This window comes from Lactiplantibacillus daowaiensis, from assembly GCF_005405085.1.
Taxonomy (GTDB): Bacteria; Bacillota; Bacilli; order Lactobacillales; family Lactobacillaceae; genus Lactiplantibacillus; species Lactiplantibacillus daowaiensis.
This window is the reverse complement of the sequence record NZ_BJDJ01000004.1, coordinates 62,270-80,451: the sequence shown is the minus strand read 5'-3', so window position 1 is coordinate 80,451 and position 18,182 is coordinate 62,270. Positions and strand designations below refer to the sequence as shown.

The window sequence follows — 18,182 nt, the reverse complement described above, 5'->3', positions numbered from 1 at the left end:
TTGTAGTGATGACTACGTAATACTTTAGTCTAGTCGTAAAATGTAAGTTTCATATAAGTTGTCAGCATCTAAGTCGTTATTTATATTTACGCAAGATAACGAACAGTTCATTTTAGTATATGATAATTAAATGGTTTTATCAGATTAAGAATCTATATGCCAGGAGTTCTTTTTTAGTGAAAAAACATAGCTGGTTTCATTTCCAGTCTGAGGATTAATATATTCCCAAGTATCACTAGTATGAATTGTTTGCCCGTGTTTTAGAAGAACTGTATTATCAGTAGGTTTAGCTGAGGAAATAATCAAACCACCTTTGTATCTATAGGTGTTATAAGGAACCACATCACCAAATTCTTTGTCTGCATCTACCAATAAAGTTTGCCCATTATAGTTTACTTGACCAAATCGGTAGGGATCGTCATATATAAACTTAGTTAAGTGCATAGGAACACCAGGCAAGTCTATTTTTCGTTCGAAAATATCATCTTCATAATTAGCTACATTTTTTGATAATCGAGCAGGTAGATCGTTATCTGCTAATTCGGTTGTGAAGACTGTTTTACCAAGACATTTTTTTAAGGTACTAGGGGCAGAGGGATATTCTAAATCATAATTTTTTAATTTGATAACTTTCTTTCCCTTGTAATAAACGCTAGTAGGTAAGGAACTTCCAGAATCTGTATAGAGATTTAGAACTTCACGGAAGTCTCCATATAAATTTTTATAACGTACATATATGGTAATACCCGGTCTTCCCTTGGGTGTAATTCGATAATGTTCTGACGCAATATTAGTAACACTCATTTTATAAGTCTTGCCATTCGGTGATAACTTTATGGTGTGATTCTTAATTGTAATAGTTTTGCCAAAATTATCATGGGAATACGAACGATTCCAAGTTCCCTTTAGGTTAGGAGTAGCTTCAAAAAGCTTACCAACACCCTTCAATGGTCTTGACTTCTTATGTGTTCTTCCCATTTTGAACCAACTGCCATCATTGTATTTCTTTTTGACCATGTAAGTATATTTGCTGCCAGTGGTGAATTTTCCGGACTTAAAACTCCACGCGTAACCCATGTCACGGTGAATTAATTTATAATGCGAACCTTTTTTCGCCTTATATACAGCTACTTCATAGCTGTCACTACTGGGATTAGTATTTCTAATTTTAGAAACGGTCACATTTTTTGTTAGAGTAACCCAGTGTGGTCCATTCCAATGACTTGCCAGTGCCTGTACATGTTGAATGGGTTGTATCAGTATGAAAAACAGTGCAATTCCAATAATGATAAAAATAGATTTAATAATTTTTATCAATGTAATTCCTCCAAATTAATAGTTATAACCCCAATAGCTGATTCTTCTTAGCTTCAAACACCTCATTGCTAATAATCCCGTCGTCAGCTAGCTGTTTGTATTTGCGAATCTCCTCAACCGGGTCAGTAGTTACCACTGGTTGATCGTCTTGCTGGTGGGAGAGGGCGACGTACTTATTAATGATGTTAACTGCGTCAGTGAACGCTTCCTTCAAGTACTTGTCGCTCAGTGCAATTGTGTTAGGTGTCTTAGTGGCACTGGCTTCATCTTGTGCTCAGTAACTCTTAGGCGAGCTTTGCACACCGCCACCTGACACTTCAAAGTAACCAATACGTAGATGGAAGTTAACCGTCACACTGGTGATATTTTGATAGGTCATACGGAACACGTTATAACCGCATGTGTGTCCGGTCATATAACCAGTCTTTGCGATGATGACTTCATCACCGGTTGTGATTAAATATTCCTTGTAGGCACCCTTTAATCCAATCATTACATCCTTGTCATCAATACCAATTGCATTCATCACTTTTAGTAATTCATCTATATAAGCTGATTGTGCTCGTCTGTCTGCATAATCAAATTTCATATTAAAAGCTCGCCCCAGATTATGTGCAAAATACAAAAAATGCTTGATAACTATTTGCTTGTAAGTTGATAAACAATAAAAGCTATAAAAATAATTCCTAAAGTGAAAGTTGTTGCAAAGATAAACATACAAATTATAAATATTATGCCAATTATCCATAGAAAAATGGTTAAGCGATTAGGAATCTTTGGTTTCACTTTCCTATTTGCATCATTATCAATATCTACTGTCTTTTTTATTGTGTGATTGATTGTTTTGTTTCGCTCATCAAACTTTCCATATTCGTCATGAGTGTATTTGCGAAAATTTCCAAAGTCATCATAATATCCCTCGATGTTATCCTCGCTGGGTAGTTCTTCACTAGGTGATTGCTGGTCGGTCGAAACCTGAGAGACGAAATCTTTAATTTCTTTAGGATTAGGTGATATATTATCGTGAGATTGAGACGGTACTGAAGTATCAAATATTGACTTCGTTGTCTTATTATATATTTTATTATAAGTGGCTTTTCTGGGATTGTTGATCCATCCGGCACCTTTACGTCCGTAGTAGGGGTTGATTGCCCGTTTAGCAGCACGTTTATAACGTCCCGTTGTCCTAGCACTGAACGATTTCTTGAAGCTTGGTGTACGATAACCGAATTTCAAAGTTATTCCCCCTCTAAAGTAAAGAAGCCAATTCATGTGGCAACTTAAAGAAGTCTAGAAAATTTAGCACGTCTTCTTGTTTACTCCAACTATACTAGTCCCGTAGCATAGCTAGCATGAATTATTAGCTTCGTTTTCGTTGTGATCTGACAGTGGGCTATTCGTGTTGACCGCAAAAAACTGCGTATTAACTCCTTTATGATGTCGCAAGTCCCAAACTTATTTATTGAACGGTCGACATCTTCTTCAATCAACCATTCAATATAACCAGTTTTGGCTATTCCTCGCTATTTTGTAAGAAAGAGGATGAAGTTCTGGGAACAAAGGTCATTCATCGTATCTGCTAGTTTTTTATCGATACTATGTTCATCTTTCTCAATTAAGTAATGATAATACTCAATTTTATTTTACTCTGAATTTAAACTACTCATTTTTTAAGGCAAGTATAAAAAATTAATTACAAAAAATGACTAGTTCTCAGTATTGTGTTGAAAATCTAGTCATTCCATAGCTAAGCCAATGTAAATATGGTTTAGCTATTAACGGTATAGCACAAGCGCAATATCCATAAGTTCATTAAATATAACGATTACCAGCTTGTCGTGAAGGTTGGCAAAGCATAATCAAGACAGCCAAATTACCAACAACTGGCACAAAGTTAATGAGCCAAAAAGCGCCACTGTAACCAAGATCATGTAACCGGCGGACTTGAGCGGTAAAGCCAGCGACTAGGGTGAATAACCAATAAAATAATGGCAAAACTAAACTAGTAAAACTAATATCGCTATATAAAAATGTGCTGGCAAAGAACATCCCGTATGCAATTGTGAGTAGGATAGTTAAAATTGTTAATCCGAGCCAAGCCCACCAATAATCCGCACGGCCTAAGCGCTTTTGAATGTTTAAGCAGTCTTTGAAAAATAAACCAGTTGAAGCAAACAAATTAGGGTGATCATTTTCGTTATAGGGCACATCGCGAACAAATTGTGTACTTGTAGCTTGATGATCATCAGTTGATCTTGAATCATCATTATGATCGGTACCCGCAGTATGCTGATCAGTACTGGTTGAGTCTTGTGATGCGGTGGGTTGTGCAACGCCGCAATTCGGGCAAAATTGCGCATTGTCGGCTAGTTTTTGCCCACAGTTGGTACAAAATCTTTCTGTCATAATCTTCACTCCAAAGTAATCATTAATGCCAATTTCCCGTCGTTAGCATTGGTGTCTTTATCGTAACATTGATTTACGTTGATTCAAACTTAATTGTAGTTACCAATTAACGGTTACTGACGAATTTGTTTTAAAACTAATCGATGATCTGCTTGGCGTGATAATTCCCAAACTTCGGTGAATCGCTCAATATAAGCTTGCTCATAAATATTCTGATTATAGGCAGCCGACTGATTGTCATATTGAAAATAATCACGTGCCTGCGCAGTAACAACTACCTGTAGTCGGCTTGGAGAATCAGTTAAGACTTGAGCTAACTCAATGATCACAAGCCCCTCTAATTGGTCGATCTTATGCTTCTTGGTATAACCATCTAAAATTTTACGCTGCTTTTTAAAGTAGCGGGGTACCATTAGCTGTTGCAAAGTTGCTTGATCATTATGAGTCCAAGCTGTTTCAACTTGATAAAAGAACGGTTCGAATTCAGCTTGTAAATCTGCAGGCATTGGCATGGTGTTTTGAGGATGAACACGGTTGACCTGTTGCTTTTGCAGTCCACGGCGAATTTTTGGCACAAAAATAAGCATGCCAAAGCTACCGAAAATAATGATATCCATATAAGGGTTACTACGTGTGTAACGATGATGATAATAATCGTCATCGTCATGATAGTGGCTAGAATTACCCCCGGTACTTGTACCACCACCGCCAGTTGATCCGCCGCCACCCCCGGTACTGCCACCAGCACGGGCATAGGCGGTTAGTGGGGCTAGACTGAATAGTAAACTTAATATAAGGACAAGTCCCCATTTTTTCACATTTTCCACGTCCTAAAGTTAAATTGAGTGTATTAAGTTTAACACAAGCTAGTTAGGTACGTTGTAAAGATGATGTAATTAATTGGTAAATACAAAACGCCGGTCTAGTAGTCTGACCGACGTTTTTGTATTAGCCCCATTTACATAATTTGTAATAATGACGTTTAGCCCAAGATAGCTTGACACGTTTTGTACGACTGGCATGGTTTAAACCACGACAGCTACGGTTATAGTGATATTTTTTGCCATACTTAGGTGCAATCCAAACATAAGTTGTTCGTGCTTGAACAGTTTCTGGTGGCAATGCAGTTAGGCCACCACCGAAAGTAAAAACAACCATCATTGTTAGTGCGATACGTTTAAGTTTTGTCATAAATATTTACCTCAAATAGTTTTTATAGTGTTAGGTGATTATCTTAACGATTTACGATAGCCTTGTGCCTGTGCTTCCGCTTCAGTATTAAAATAAACGGCATTAGACGCATTCATATGGTAACCAGCTTGACCGGGAACGTGATAAATATGTGAGTTGACATTACCGACAATCTTGCCTTGGTTTTTCGTATAAATTTGTCCATTACTATCTTTTGACGTAGCGGTGGTTGTATTGGTGGCGGCTGCTTTCTGGCTAGTTGCAACCTGAGAGGCTGCCTTTCGGGAGCTTGATGCGGCTATTGAGGCACTTTTGGCTACTGCTCTAGAAGCTGATTTAGAATTACTTTCTGCAACGGCTTGTTGTGATTCTGAAATCGAGGCTGCTTTTGACTCAGAATTTGCAATCTTTTCGGAACTGGCCTTTGACTCACTAATGGCAGCAGCTTTTTTTGATGACGCAATGGCGGCTGATTTTTCAGCTGCCTGTTGCTGTGGTAGTAAGCGTAGTGCGTGTTTGACGTTATCTAAAAGGGTTGTTTTTGTAGCTGACGATGGTAAGGCATTAACTTCTTTTCTGACTGCCAAAATATCCGTTTTTTGTAAATTACTGATTAGCTTTTTGTGCGAGTCAGAAGTGAAAAGTGCATCAACATCTAATTTGGCGTTACTCACTTTAGATGATTGTTTAGCAACTTTTGACGTCTTAGCGTGAGAGGTACTACTAGCAGTATTGGTCGTAGTACCGCAGCCAACAAGAGTACCACTCATAAGCGCAACAGCAAGACTTAAAATAGTCTTTCTAAATATAGGTTTCATTATTTTCCTCCAAAAATAAGTGCGAAATAGTTATCACAATTTCAGCCACGTCCCCTAATGACTAAAATTATCAATATATTAATATTTTATAATATTCTTAAAGGCATCGCTATAGATAATTTGTTTATTCAAAAAGAGATTAGGATAATTAAGTAATGATTTTTAATTATTAAGATTTATATTTAATAATACAAATAACGATATAGCAATAAAATGGCTGGTTTTAAAGCTTTATTAAATGGATTATAAAAATAAATTTGCAAATAGATTAAAAATAAATTAGAATATAATCACTTTTATTTATTAGGGGAGGTCATCGCAATGGCAGCTGAAGCTCACTTAAATGCGCATGAATTAGTCACACGTGAAAATAATTATTTAGCCACTGCGGCACGCATTAATTATTATGATTTGGTTATCGATCATGCCCATGGTGCCATCTTAACGGATGTTGAAGGTCATGATTATATCGATTTATTAGCCAGTGCTTCAGCAATCAACGTTGGGCATACGAATGCTCGGGTGGTCGATGCGATTCAAACCCAAGCAGCCAGGTTGATTCATTACACGCCGGCTTACTTTCATCATCAACCGGAACAGCAATTGGCGGAACGTCTGGCAAAATTAGCCCCTGGTGATAACAATGAAGTCGCCTTTGGTAATTCTGGTTCAGATGCCAACGATGCCATCATTAAATTTGCGCGCGCTTATACCGGACGTCAATACATTGTGTCTTATATGGACGCGTATCATGGATCAACTTATGGGTCGATGACGTTATCGGGTGTCAGTCTTAACATGACCAGAAAGATGGCACCGTTATTACCTGGTGTCGTCCATGTGCCATATCCAGACTTATATCGGCGGCTACCTGGTGAGGACGAACATGATGTGGTGATGCGTGCGTTTGCAGCATTTAAGGCGCCATTTGACTCATACTTGCCAGTTGAGGAAACCGCTTGTGTGCTGATTGAGCCGATTCAAGGTGATGGTGGCATTCACAAAGCACCCACGGAGTACATACAACTGGTTTATCAATTTTGCCAGCAACACGGCATTTTGTTTGCCGTCGATGAGGTTAATCAAGGCATGGGACGGACCGGTAAAATGTGGAGTATCGAACGCTTCCCAAATGTCCGTCCAGACTTGATGTCAGTCGGGAAGTCGTTAGCATCAGGAATGCCATTAAGTGCGGTGATTGGTCGCCGGGCCGTGATGGAAAGCTTAGCGGCCCCAGCACATGTCTTTACGACGGGTGCAAATCCGGTTTGTTGTGCGGCGTCGTTAGCGACACTAGATGCGCTTGAAGCGGAACATTTATTAGAGAAATCGTTAGTTGATGGGGCCTATGCTGAAAAACGGTTCTTAGATATGCAACAGCGGCACCCTAAAATTGGCGATGTGCGAATGTATGGATTAGATGGTGGCATTGAATTGGTTCAAGATCCAGTTTCTAAAACGCCGGATCCAGAATTTGCGAGTGATGTTATCTATGATGCCTTTCAACACGGGGTCGTGATCATCACATTAAAAGGGAATATTTTACGTTTTCAGCCACCATTAGTGATTACACGGCCACAACTCGACCGTGCTTTACTAGTGTTAGACCATGCATTAACGGCTGCTGAAAATGGGCAAGTTCACCGACCAGCGGGTAAGATTGGCTGGTAATTAGAGGAGGAAACTGAATGCATCGTTTGTTGAAACGTTTGACGTTAAAAGAAGATCCATCTATATATGAAGATAAGGATTCACACCTAGTGCGGGTCCTAACGGTCAAAGATTTCCTAGCATTAGGTGTTGGGACGATTGTGTCGACGTCGATTTTTACGTTGCCTGGGGTCGTGGCTGCGGAACATGCTGGCCCAGCGGTGGTCTTTTCATTTATTGTCGCCGCAATTGTTGCCGGATTAGTGGCATTTGCTTATGCTGAAATGGCCGCGTCGATGCCGTTTGCAGGTTCGGCTTATTCTTGGATCAATGTCATGTTTGGTGAATTTTTTGGTTGGATCGCTGGCTGGGCTTTATTAGCGGAGTATTTCATTGCACTGGCTTTTGTGGGCTCCGGGTTGTCAGCGAACTTACGGGGTCTATTAGCACCGATTGGGCTAACTTTACCCAAGGCCTTATCAAATACGTTTGGGACTGACGGTGGTGTGGTTGATATTATTGCGGTCGTCGTCATTGCATTAGTATCGTGGCTATTATCACGCGGGGTCAGCCAAGCATCCCGCGTTGAAAATGTACTCGTCGTGTTAAAGGTTTTAGCAATTTTAACGTTTATCGTGGTCGGTGCGACGGCGATTCATCTTCAGAACTATGTGCCATTTATTCCGAAGTATCATGCTAATGCTGATGGCAGTGCTTTTGGTGGGTGGCAAGGTATTTATGCCGGGGTCTCAATGATCTTCTTATCTTATATCGGCTTTGATTCGATTGCGGCAAATTCAGCTGAAGCAAAAAATCCAGGCAAAACAATGCCACGTGGGATTTTAGGGTCGTTAGTGATTGCCGTGGTATTGTTTGTGGCCGTGGCTTTAGTTTTAGTTGGGATGTTCAAATACACGGTTTATGCGAATAATGCCGAACCCGTTGGCTGGGCATTACGGCATGCCGGTCATCCACTGGTGGCCAGCGTGATTCAGGCCGTGGCCGTCATCGGCATGTTCACTGCCTTGATTGGGATGACCTTAGCCGGTTCACGGTTGATCTACTCATTTGGTCGTGACGGTATGTTACCGGGTTGGCTAGGTAAGCTAAAACACAATCAGCCAAACAACGCTTTATTGGTATTGACAATTGTTGCAATCTTGATTGGGGCATTTTGTCCGTTTGCCTTTTTAGCCCAACTGATTTCAGCAGGGACGTTAATTGCATTTATGTTTGTCTCACTCGGTATTTACGCACTTCGGCGCCGCGAAGGCAAGGACATTCCAGAACCAGCCTTTAAAATGCCATTTTATCCTGTGTTACCTGCATTAGCATTTTTGGGCGCTTTGTTTGTTTTCATGGGACTGGATATTCAAGCTAAACTATATGCGGGGATTTGGTTCGTTGTGGGCTTAGTTATTTATTTCACGTATGGCATGCATCATTCTTATTTAGGTAAACAGCAAAAGAAATAATGAAAAAAGCTGACGATTTAATTCGTCAGCTTTTTGTTAAGCCTTGTTGTATTAACTTATTGGCTACTGCAACTATCCCCAAACGTTATCCATGTGTGGTAATTGTAGTAGCCCATCAGTGGTAGTGTCGGTACTGCCAATGGTCTTTAAATGCCATTGGCCATCGTCAGCTTTAGTTGCGACAACTTTTTTGCGTTTACCTTCAGTGTTTTTATAAAAGCAATTTTCATTGTCGGCCCCAATTTCACGAGCTAGCACACAATTTTTAGTGACATAGCCGTCATTGGTTTGAAAACTGTCAATTTGGTCAACCGTGGTAACTTCATCGTGACCACGATGGTAAATTTTTTCGATTAAAATCATGATAATCCCCCTATAAAATAAAACAATAAACCCTAACTGGAAATAGTTTACCATATCTTGACTAGGTTAACGGGGATTAACCGAGCATTTAAGCAAATATTCAACAATTAAACCGAGTTTCTTGCCTAACCAGTAGTGAATTGATACAATAACTGTTTAAAATCTGTTATAATATTGGTCAGATATGTGACTGATCAGAACTTTAATGATAGTTCTAAAATAAAAAATCAATTTCACGTTGTGAAGGAGAGATTAACGACATGTTAAAACGCACGAAACAGTTTTTGCGATCGATACATTATGAATACGACAAAACATATATCAGACCGCTGATGGTTCCCGATAGCGTTTACGTGTTGAAATTCGGCAAGGACCATCGGAATAATCGCGTGGTCGTAAAGTATAGTCATACTTGGACTGGTCGCGTCAAGATTAATGAGATCGCCTTGCGACTGCATAAGCAGAAGCATCCTCGAATTTTTAAGCACGAAGCGGATCTGGTTAAGTATTTAAATAAGCACTTGTCAAAAAAGGCGGCTGAATAGTCGCCCTTTTTATTAAGGTTTATTGGGAAGGAGGTTGACGAATGGATGCAGCGTTAACGGCATTCTTAACCCAACGGCCCACACCTGAGATTGCCGCAGCCCTTTTGGGTAAACAACTACAATTGACAACGGCGACGGGTCAGCTGACTGCCTGGATTACAGAAACGGAAGCTTATTTAGGTGCTCAAGATGCGGGGGCCCATGCATTTAAAAATCATCAAACGACCCGTAATAGCGCGCTATGGCAACCAGCCGGGACGATTTATATTTATCAGATGCGGACGCAGTTTTTGTTAAATATTGTGACCCAAGCTGCTGGCGTGCCCGAATGTGTCTTGATTCGGGGGATTGAACCTGACCGTGGCTTAGCACAAATGCAACAAAATCGGTCAGTGCCACTGCAAAATCTCACGACTGGTCCGGGAAAACTCATGCAGGCACTTGGTTTGGACAAAACGCTCAATAATACCCCGCTAACTGTAGCAACGTTAAACTTAGCGTTGACGCCAGTTCGTCAACCGCGACATATCGTGGCCGGACCGCGGGTTGGTATTTTAAACAAAGGCGATTGGACGACAGTACCGTTACGCTACTATGTTGCGGGTAACCCGTTTGTATCGCAATCCAAAAAACGTGATCAAGATCAACAAAATCATGGTTGGCAACCATCAACTATCTCTGGAGGTAATGATAACTTATGAAATGGACCGAAGTAACTGTTAGTACATCAAATGAAGCTGTTGAAGCCGTCTCAAACATCTTAATGGAAGCCGGTGCTAGCGGCGTTAAAATTGACGATGCTTTAGACTATCAACATTTAGAACCTGATCGCTATGGCGAAATTATTGATTTAGACACGATTCCACATGTGACCAGTGGGGCATTGATTTCAGCTTATTATCCTGAAACGGTATTTGTTCCTGAAATCTTACCAACAATTAAACAGCGAGTCGCTAAATTAGCCGACTATGGCTTGAATCCGGAACCAAATGAAGTTACGATGGCTGATTTGTCTGATGAAGCTTGGGCGACTGCTTGGAAGAAGTATTATCATCCAGTTCGGGTGACCCGGTATTTGACGATCGTGCCGAGTTGGGAAGATTATCAACCAGCACAAGCCAATGAATCAGTTTTACGATTAGATCCTGGGATGGCGTTTGGGACCGGGACCCATCCAACCACTAAATTGTCATTACAAAACTTGGAAACGGTCATCAATGGTGGCGAGCATTTGATTGATGTCGGGACGGGTTCTGGTGTTTTGAGTATCGCCGCAAAAGCAATGGGTGTTGGTCAAGTAGAAGCCTATGACTTAGATGACGTGGCCGTGCAAGCTGCCCAAGCTAATTTAGACTTAAATCCAGTTGCCGCAGATGTTAAAGTTGCTGCTAATGACTTGCTCAAGGGCATCCATACGCAAGCTGATATCATTGTGGCCAACATTTTAGCTGAAATTATCGTCCCATTGGTCCCACAAGCAAAAGCTAATTTGAAGCGCGGTGGTTATTTCATCACATCTGGCATTATCGATGAAAAATTTGACCTGATCATGACGACGTTAACAGCAGCTGGTTTTCAAATTACGCAACATACCCAAATGGGTGATTGGCACAGTATCGTGGCTTACTTGCCAACCGATGAAGATTAAGGAGGCTAACGATGCAACGTTACTTCTTAGAGACACCGATTACGAATCAGCCGGGTCAAACGTTTGAATTAACGGGCACCGCCGTACACCATTGGTTGACGGTGATGCGCGCCCAACCTGGTGATCAAGCTGAATTTGTCACAACAGCACAACAAGTTGTGATCGGCACGCTGAAAACAACAACTGATAAGACGGCAACTGTTGAAGTTGTCAGTGTCACGACGCCTAAAGTTGAACTGCCAACGCCAGTAATCATTGCCTGCGGGGTTTCTAAAGGCGATAAGACCGAACAAATCGTCCAACGTGGGACTGAATTAGGCGCAGCGGGATTTGTCTTTTTTGATTGCCAATATGCCGTCGCAAAATGGGCACCGAATAAACGTGATCGAAAATTAGCTCGGCTAACTAAGATCGCCCAATCAGCCGCCGAACAATCCCATCGGACAATGATTCCGACGGTGACGTACCAACCTGATTTAGCTACCTTAGTCGCTGAAGTGCCACATACGGCAGGAGTCGTTGCTTGGGAGGAATCGGCTAAGCAAGGTGAGAGCAGTCAGTTGGTACAAACGTTACGGCAATTACCAGTCGGGGATCAATTGTTAGCCATCTTTGGGCCAGAAGGTGGGTTAACGCCGGCTGAGATTGACACGTTAACAGCTGCAGGGGTTAAACCAGCCGGTTTGGGGCCACGGATAATGCGGGCCGAAACCGCGCCACTCTACTTGTTAAGCGCCGTTTCTTTTTGGCGCGAATTAGTGTAATTTTATAGTCGGTGGTGTACAATTAAAGAATCATAGTCATTTGGCATTTAGACATAAGTGAGGGATTAATGTGACGGAAAAGTTTCGTAAGTTCAGTGGCCAGTATTGGTTAATTGCCATTATTGTGGGCGTTGGGCTACCTTGGCTATTAAAGTTGCTCAGTATCAGTCGCTTTCATCAAATCGTCTGGTTATTATTTGTCGTTGATTTTATTGTGGCGGCAATTCTTGGCTGGCAAATCCGCCGGACCGCGCGGAGTGGCTGGTTAGTATGGCTAATGCCATTGTTTTGTTTGTTAGGACTCTATTTGTTTTTCCCAACCTACGTCTACTATTTGGCAATCGTTGATTTAGGCATTTCATATTTAGCATATGGGATGGCAACGCAACCAGTAGCGGCGGGTGAAAATTAGTCGATAAGACACGTTAGTTTGGGTAAAACGGACGTGTCTTTTTAGCAGAACCGAAATCTTGGAAAACGTGGTGATTAAAGTATGCCCAAACAACCTACTTGGACGGCACAAGACGTCCTCGAAATGGTCCAAAACTATATGAATGCTGATCACGTGGCGCTTGTGAAGCGGGCGTGTGATTTTGCAACGTATGTCCATCGTGATCAATATCGGCAGTCCGGTGAACCTTATATTATGCATCCAATTCAAGTTGCTGGTATTTTAGCTGAATTGAAGATGGATCCCGAAACCGTCGCTTCTGGTTTCTTACATGATGTCGTTGAAGACACTGGCGTTACTTTAGGCGACGTTGAAGAATTATTTGGTCATGATGTGGCGGTAATCGTCGATGGCGTGACCAAATTAGGTAAGATTCGCTATAAATCCAATAAGGAACAACTAGCTGAAAATCACCGGAAGCTTTTATTAGCGATGTCTAAGGATATTCGCGTGATGATTGTTAAACTAGCGGACCGCTTACATAACATGCGGACCTTACAACATTTACGGCCAGATAAGCAACGTCGTATTGCCAATGAAACATTGGAGATTTATGCGCCAATTGCGGATCGTTTAGGGATTAGCACGATTAAATGGGAATTAGAAGATATATCGCTACGATATTTGAATCCGCAGCAATATTATCGGATTGTTCATTTAATGAATTCGCGGCGTGAAGACCGTGAAAAATATATTGAAATTGCGATCCAAGATATTCAACAAGCGCTGCTAGATTTAAATTTACCGGATGCTGAAATCTACGGGCGACCAAAGCATATCTATTCGATTTATAAAAAAATGCGTGATAAGCATAAACAATTTAGTCAACTTTATGATTTGCTGGCGATTCGAGTGGTCGTCGACTCGATTAAAGATTGTTATGCCGTTTTAGGAGCCATCCATACCCAATGGAAACCAATGCCAGGTCGGTTTAAAGATTATATTGCGATGCCTAAGGCTAATATGTATCAATCCTTGCATACGACAGTTGTTGGTCCAGAAGGCAAGCCACTAGAAATTCAGATTCGTACTTTTGAAATGCATCGGGTCGCTGAATATGGGGTTGCGGCGCACTGGGCCTATAAGGAAGGTGTCCGCGACCAAGTTCAAACGACTAAATCTGGCGATAAGCTGAACTTAGTCAAAGAAATTATTGAACTGCAAGATGAAAGTAAAGATGCTGCTGACTTTATGGAAGGCGTCAAAGGTGATCTTTTTAGTGACCGAGTCTATGCGTTTACCCCTAAAGGCGATGTCATGGAATTGCCTAAAGGTGCGGGGCCATTAGATATGGCTTACTCGATTCATACAGAAGTCGGTAATCATACGACCGGGGCTAAAGTTAATGGTAAGATCGTCCCACTTGATTATCAAATCAAAAATGGGGATATTGTTGATATCTTGACGTCAACGAGTTCGACGGGGCCTAGCCGCGACTGGCAAAAGCTGGTCTACACACGGCGAGCACGTAATAAAATCAAGCAATTCTTCCGTAATGCTGACCGGGAAGAAAATATTATTACGGGTCGCGACATGTTAGAGCGACAATTGCGTGATTTTGAATTCAATCCTAAAACGGTGATGACTAAAGAAAAGGTCGAAGCCGTTGCTAAGAAGATGCATTATGGTGGCGAAGATGATTTATATGCCGCACTAGGGTTTGGCGATGTGCAACCAGTCGGCATTGCTAATCGGTTGACGAGTGATGTGCGCAAACAACGTGAAGCTGATCGGCAACGTGAACGTGAGCGTGAGATTTTAGCCGAACATAGTGAACAAGTTTCTAAAAAGAAGAAAAAAGAGCAAGCTGAAGCCCAAGAAAAGAATGACGAAAAACGGAAAAAAGTGTCATCTTCTGGTGGGGTTATTATTCAGGGTGTCGATAACTTATTGGTACGCTTGAGTCATTGCTGTTCACCAATTCCGGGTGATGATATCGTTGGTTATATTACCAAAGGTCGTGGGGTCTCAGTTCATCGGATCAATTGTCCAAATGTGAAAAGTGCAGAAGCTCAAGGTGAACGATTGATCGATGTGCAATGGGAAGATCCAGATGGTGATCGAACCAATTATAATTCTGACTTAGAAATTCAAGGCTACAATCGTAATGGCATGTTGAATGATGTTTTGAAAGTAATCAATAACAATACGAAGTTTTTAACGAATGTTAATGGGAAAGTTGACCATAACAAGATGGTGATTATTAGCGTTTCGTTAGGAGTACGTAACTTGGAACACTTACAACGAATTATTGATAGCTTGAAGAACGTCCAAGATGTCTATGTAGTTGAACGAAAGATGTTTTAGGAGGCTGACCTAGTGCGAGTAGTTGTTCAACGGGTACAACATGCCCAAGTTACAATCGAAGGCCAAATTTATGGCCAAATCCAACAAGGTTTTGTCTTATTGGTCGGTTTTCAAGACGGCGATGGCACTGCTGAAATTGACTATTTGGTGCATAAGATTTTAAATCTGCGGGTCTTTAGTGATGCTGATGGCAAATTGAACTTGAATGTGCAACAGATCAAGGGCGAATTGTTGTCGATCTCACAATTTACGTTATACGCTGATACACGACATGGCAATCGGCCTAGTTTTACGAAAGCTGGTGATCCACAAGTTGCCAGTCAATTGTATGATACATTTAATGCACAATTAGCGGCTAGCGGGGTACCGGTAGCGACCGGTGTCTTTGGCGCTGATATGCAAGTTGAACTAGTCAATGATGGTCCCGTGACGATTTGTTACGATACCGATCAAAAATAAGCGTTAAGAGCTGAAACTGGTGGATTAGCCGGTTTCAGCTTTTTGGGTCTACCAATTAAATAGTGATGGGAGTTTATCAGAAATGTTAAAACGAGAATTGATTTGGGATTTTGACGGCACGTTAATGGATACTTATCCGGCGATGGTTAAAGCATTTAAACAAGCGGTGACGGCCTTAGGTGGTCAGGTGACTAGTGAAGAAACTTATCAGCTCATGCGACAACAATCGGTTGGGGTGGCAGAACGAACGCTTGCCGATCGTTATGGCTGGGATTGGCATGATGTGCGCGCCGGTTATCAACAAGCTGAACCAAAATTACAAGTTCAACCAGCTGCTTTCGCGGGTGCGAGTGAGGTATTGGCCAAGGTAAAAGCAGTTGGTGGTCACAACTATTTGATGACCCATCGTGATCCGGCGGCATTGGCTTACTTGGCCCAAGCAGATTTAAAGACTTACTTTGACGATTTTGTTACTGCTGATCAGCCTTTTCCGCGTAAACCCGATCCAGCGGCACTTAATTTTATTTTAGATGGGCATCACATTGATCGCCAGCAAGCAGTGATGATTGGTGATCGTAATCTTGATATTGATGCGGGTCACAATGCCGGTATTGCTGGTTGGCTCTTTGATTATGACCAATTAGTGACGGTAACGAGTCAACCCGATGTTCAAGTGACGGACTTAAATGCGCTTTTACCATTGATTGGCTAATAAATAAGCGTCGAACCACATTATTGGTTTGACGCTTATTTGTTAGTTGCAAGTATTAATATTGATTAAGAATATGGTCGACCGCTGGCCCATAGGTTGCGCCGAATAGATTTAAGTGGGCCAGTAAATAGTAAAGCTGATACCAAGGCAACCGTGTTTGCCAGCCAGTCGTAAATGGCATCACGCTTTGATAACCTTGATAAAATTTAGCAGTAAAGCCACCAAAAAGGGTCGTCATTGCCAGGTCGAACTCACGGTCACCGTAACAAATGTCGGGATCTAGTAAGACTGGGATACCGTGCGCATCAAAACCAACGTTGCCAGCCCATAAATCACCATGCAAGAGACTCGGTTGGACGGTTTGCATATGGGTATCAGCCAGGATTATTTGCCGGAGGTGTTGGTAATGCGATTCGCGCTGAGGTGACCAATGTTGCTGTTGTATTGCCAACTTGACTAATACATCTAACCGTTGTGTTGTATAAAAGGTCGACCAACTAGTCTGCCATTGATTGTATTTAGGAATTTTGCCGAGCAAGAAGTTATGTGCTAAGCCGAATTGTGACGCCGTTTGTTGGTGGACTTGGGCCACTGCTTGTCCCAAGTCGAATTGTTGACCGGTGCCCAAAGATGACCAAGCTTGCAGTAAGTAACCATCACCGTTAATCGTACCGGTGGCGATGACTTTAGGCACTTTCACGCTGTGGCTGAGACGAGTTAGACCGTCAACTTCGTGGGCGAAAAAAGCGGCTGTTTGTTGCGGTTGGACCTTTAAAAAGTAGTCATGTCCCGCACTTGTTAATTTAAAGGCGGCATTAATATCGCCACCGGTTACTGGTTGCATGGTGGTGATCGATTTTAGTGGTAACTGTGCCAACCAGGTCGTTGTTAATTGCATCTACCAACATCTTCTTTTTAAATTAGTTGTTACACAAAACCCGCTACCAATTATGGCAGCGGGTTTTGTGTTAGTGATTAGCGAAGTAACTGGACAAGCCGGCATAGACGGCCTGGGCAACTTCATTTGGATACTTGTTTGAACTGATCGTCTTAAAGTCACTGTCATCATTAATATAGCCTAATTCCATCAAAACTGCCGGCACTGAATTATCGCGAATCACTAAGAAATCGCCAAATTCAACGCCCTTGTTTTTGATCGGTAGGGCCGAAACATCACTACTAAGTGACTTAGCTAGTGCCAGTGAGGTGGATTTATGATAATAATACGTGGTAATCCCGGATCCTTGGTTGTTTTCTGGCGAACTATCAAAATGGAAACTGATAAACGCATCGGCATGTAACTTGTTTGCTAAAGCTGGTCGGGCACTGAGGCCAACATATTTGTCACTGTCACGGGTTAAGACCACGTGTGCTCCAGCCGCTCGTAATCGTTTGGCCACGACTTTAGCCACGCGTAAGGTATACGTTTTTTCCATTTTATTTTTACTTGAAAGGGCGCCAGAGTCTGATCCACCGTGACCGGGGTCTAACACGATCGTTGCTTCAGATATTTTAGTCGTTTTTGATAATTGACTATTTTTTTCATTAACAAGCCAGCTGGCAATCCAACCAAACTTATGGTCGGCATAACGAACATATAACCAGTTATTTTTGCGGCGCATAATGTGTACCTTCGTGCCTTTAGTCGTTGAATCAGTGACCGCGTAGCTCATGCCAGGGCCTTTGCGAATATTGACATTGGCAATATTCACGACCGCCGTATTATGCGTGGCCAAAATGGTCGTAAAGCCAGCGACTAAGCCAATGAAGACGACCGCAATTAGAATTTGACGCCAGAAGCGTTTGAGTACTTGCATGGGTTTCACCAACTAAGAATTGATTTATGTAAACTGTCACTCAACCAGTATACCAAAAGTTAAGGTTAAAGTTAGCGACATCGGTAATAATTCTACTGTGCACAGTTGACTTTTCCAACTGAGTCGTGTAACTTTAATCATAAGTTAATAAATCGACCGCAGAGAAAGTAAGAGCATTGTGCAACGTTTTAACCAGAGACCGGTGGGGCTGAGATACCGGATTACGAGCAATGAGGAGACGCTTTTGAGGTGAACGAAA

20 protein-coding genes and 1 pseudogene are annotated in these 18,182 nt (G+C 41.8%); 10 read left to right on the top strand and 11 right to left on the bottom strand.

All coding sequences use genetic code 11. The features are described 5' to 3' along the window. Nucleotides 1-144 precede the first annotated feature (144 nt). The 8 genes and pseudogenes from FFM75_RS04030 to FFM75_RS03990 all read right to left on the bottom strand — a co-directional run bounded on the left by FFM75_RS04030 (nt 145) and on the right by FFM75_RS03990 (nt 5,732). Nucleotides 145-1,317: a hypothetical protein gene (locus tag FFM75_RS04030; protein WP_137627906.1), complete on the bottom strand. Its 1,173-nt coding sequence runs from the start codon at nt 1,315-1,317 to the stop codon at nt 145-147. A gap of 22 nt (nt 1,318-1,339) precedes the next feature. Further along, nucleotides 1,340-1,531 (bottom strand): SHOCT domain-containing protein, encoded by a 192-nt coding sequence (locus tag FFM75_RS14000; protein ID WP_179951346.1) that lies wholly within the window; start codon nt 1,529-1,531, stop codon nt 1,340-1,342. 60 nt (nt 1,532-1,591) lie between these two features. After that, nucleotides 1,592-1,906 carry a hypothetical protein gene (locus FFM75_RS04020; RefSeq protein WP_137627905.1) on the bottom strand — a complete coding sequence of 105 codons (315 nt, stop codon included), beginning with the start codon at nt 1,904-1,906 and terminating at the stop codon, nt 1,592-1,594. A 458-nt stretch (nt 1,907-2,364) separates the two neighbouring features. Further along, nucleotides 2,365-2,553, bottom strand: a pseudogene (locus FFM75_RS04015) (hypothetical protein); the annotation flags it as partial. 576 nt (nt 2,554-3,129) lie between these two features. Then, entirely contained in the window at nt 3,130-3,723 is a 594-nt protein-coding gene (locus tag FFM75_RS04005) for a DUF805 domain-containing protein (protein ID WP_137627975.1), read from the bottom strand. Between the two features lie 113 nt (nt 3,724-3,836). Then, complete coding sequence (locus FFM75_RS04000) at nt 3,837-4,541, bottom strand: hypothetical protein (RefSeq protein WP_137627904.1); 705 nt, start codon at nt 4,539-4,541, stop codon at nt 3,837-3,839. Between the two features lie 130 nt (nt 4,542-4,671). Beyond that, the gene (locus tag FFM75_RS03995; RefSeq protein ID WP_137627903.1) at nt 4,672-4,914 is read right to left on the bottom strand and encodes a hypothetical protein; all 243 of its coding nucleotides are present in this window, start codon (nt 4,912-4,914) and stop codon (nt 4,672-4,674) included. A 38-nt stretch (nt 4,915-4,952) separates the two neighbouring features. Beyond that, nucleotides 4,953-5,732: a toxin Cry1Ac domain D-VI-related protein gene (locus tag FFM75_RS03990; protein WP_223876602.1), complete on the bottom strand. Its 780-nt coding sequence runs from the start codon at nt 5,730-5,732 to the stop codon at nt 4,953-4,955. A 321-nt stretch (nt 5,733-6,053) separates the two neighbouring features. On the opposite strand from FFM75_RS03990, the gene FFM75_RS03985 reads away from it, so the two are divergent. Both FFM75_RS03985 and FFM75_RS03980 read left to right on the top strand, forming a co-directional pair. Further along, nucleotides 6,054-7,403: an aspartate aminotransferase family protein gene (locus tag FFM75_RS03985; RefSeq protein WP_137627902.1), complete on the top strand. Its 1,350-nt coding sequence runs from the start codon at nt 6,054-6,056 to the stop codon at nt 7,401-7,403. 17 nt (nt 7,404-7,420) lie between these two features. Then, complete coding sequence (locus FFM75_RS03980; protein WP_137627901.1) at nt 7,421-8,857, top strand: APC family permease; 1,437 nt, start codon at nt 7,421-7,423, stop codon at nt 8,855-8,857. A gap of 72 nt (nt 8,858-8,929) precedes the next feature. Here FFM75_RS03980 and FFM75_RS03975 read toward each other — a convergent pair whose 3' ends face one another. Then, a complete protein-coding gene (locus FFM75_RS03975; RefSeq protein ID WP_137627900.1) occupies nt 8,930-9,220 on the bottom strand; it encodes a hypothetical protein in 291 nt (96 codons plus the stop codon). A gap of 260 nt (nt 9,221-9,480) precedes the next feature. On the opposite strand from FFM75_RS03975, the gene FFM75_RS14025 reads away from it, so the two are divergent. The 8 genes from FFM75_RS14025 (at nt 9,481) to FFM75_RS03935 (ending at nt 16,106) form a co-directional block, all read left to right on the top strand. Beyond that, a complete protein-coding gene (locus tag FFM75_RS14025; RefSeq protein WP_137627899.1) occupies nt 9,481-9,765 on the top strand; it encodes a hypothetical protein in 285 nt (94 codons plus the stop codon). Between the two features lie 41 nt (nt 9,766-9,806). Then, the gene (locus FFM75_RS03965; protein WP_137627898.1) at nt 9,807-10,466 is read left to right on the top strand and encodes a DNA-3-methyladenine glycosylase; all 660 of its coding nucleotides are present in this window, start codon (nt 9,807-9,809) and stop codon (nt 10,464-10,466) included. Next, nucleotides 10,463-11,413: a 50S ribosomal protein L11 methyltransferase gene (gene prmA, locus FFM75_RS03960; RefSeq protein WP_137627897.1), complete on the top strand. Its 951-nt coding sequence runs from the start codon at nt 10,463-10,465 to the stop codon at nt 11,411-11,413. Before FFM75_RS03965 ends, prmA begins: the two co-directional genes overlap by 4 nt. An 11-nt stretch (nt 11,414-11,424) precedes the next feature. Continuing rightward, entirely contained in the window at nt 11,425-12,177 is a 753-nt protein-coding gene (locus FFM75_RS03955) for a 16S rRNA (uracil(1498)-N(3))-methyltransferase (RefSeq protein ID WP_137627896.1), read from the top strand. Nucleotides 12,178-12,247: 70 nt separating this feature from the next. After that, on the top strand, nt 12,248-12,589 hold the full coding sequence (locus tag FFM75_RS03950; RefSeq protein WP_137627895.1) for a hypothetical protein: 342 nt from the start codon (nt 12,248-12,250) through the stop codon (nt 12,587-12,589). An 81-nt stretch (nt 12,590-12,670) separates the two neighbouring features. Next, nucleotides 12,671-14,935, top strand: coding sequence for a RelA/SpoT family protein (locus tag FFM75_RS03945; RefSeq protein ID WP_137627894.1), 2,265 nt, complete (start codon nt 12,671-12,673; stop codon nt 14,933-14,935). Nucleotides 14,936-14,947: 12 nt separating this feature from the next. Next, the gene (gene dtd / locus FFM75_RS03940) at nt 14,948-15,394 is read left to right on the top strand and encodes a D-aminoacyl-tRNA deacylase (RefSeq protein ID WP_137627893.1); all 447 of its coding nucleotides are present in this window, start codon (nt 14,948-14,950) and stop codon (nt 15,392-15,394) included. Between the two features lie 82 nt (nt 15,395-15,476). Beyond that, nucleotides 15,477-16,106: an HAD-IA family hydrolase gene (locus FFM75_RS03935; protein WP_137627892.1), complete on the top strand. Its 630-nt coding sequence runs from the start codon at nt 15,477-15,479 to the stop codon at nt 16,104-16,106. 55 nt (nt 16,107-16,161) lie between these two features. Here FFM75_RS03935 and FFM75_RS03930 read toward each other — a convergent pair whose 3' ends face one another. Both FFM75_RS03930 and FFM75_RS03925 read right to left on the bottom strand, forming a co-directional pair. Continuing rightward, nucleotides 16,162-17,004 carry a fructosamine kinase family protein gene (locus FFM75_RS03930; RefSeq protein WP_137627891.1) on the bottom strand — a complete coding sequence of 281 codons (843 nt, stop codon included), beginning with the start codon at nt 17,002-17,004 and terminating at the stop codon, nt 16,162-16,164. Between the two features lie 70 nt (nt 17,005-17,074). Next, the gene (locus FFM75_RS03925; protein WP_137627890.1) at nt 17,075-17,923 is read right to left on the bottom strand and encodes an N-acetylmuramoyl-L-alanine amidase family protein; all 849 of its coding nucleotides are present in this window, start codon (nt 17,921-17,923) and stop codon (nt 17,075-17,077) included. Nucleotides 17,924-18,182: the final 259 nt, after the last annotated feature.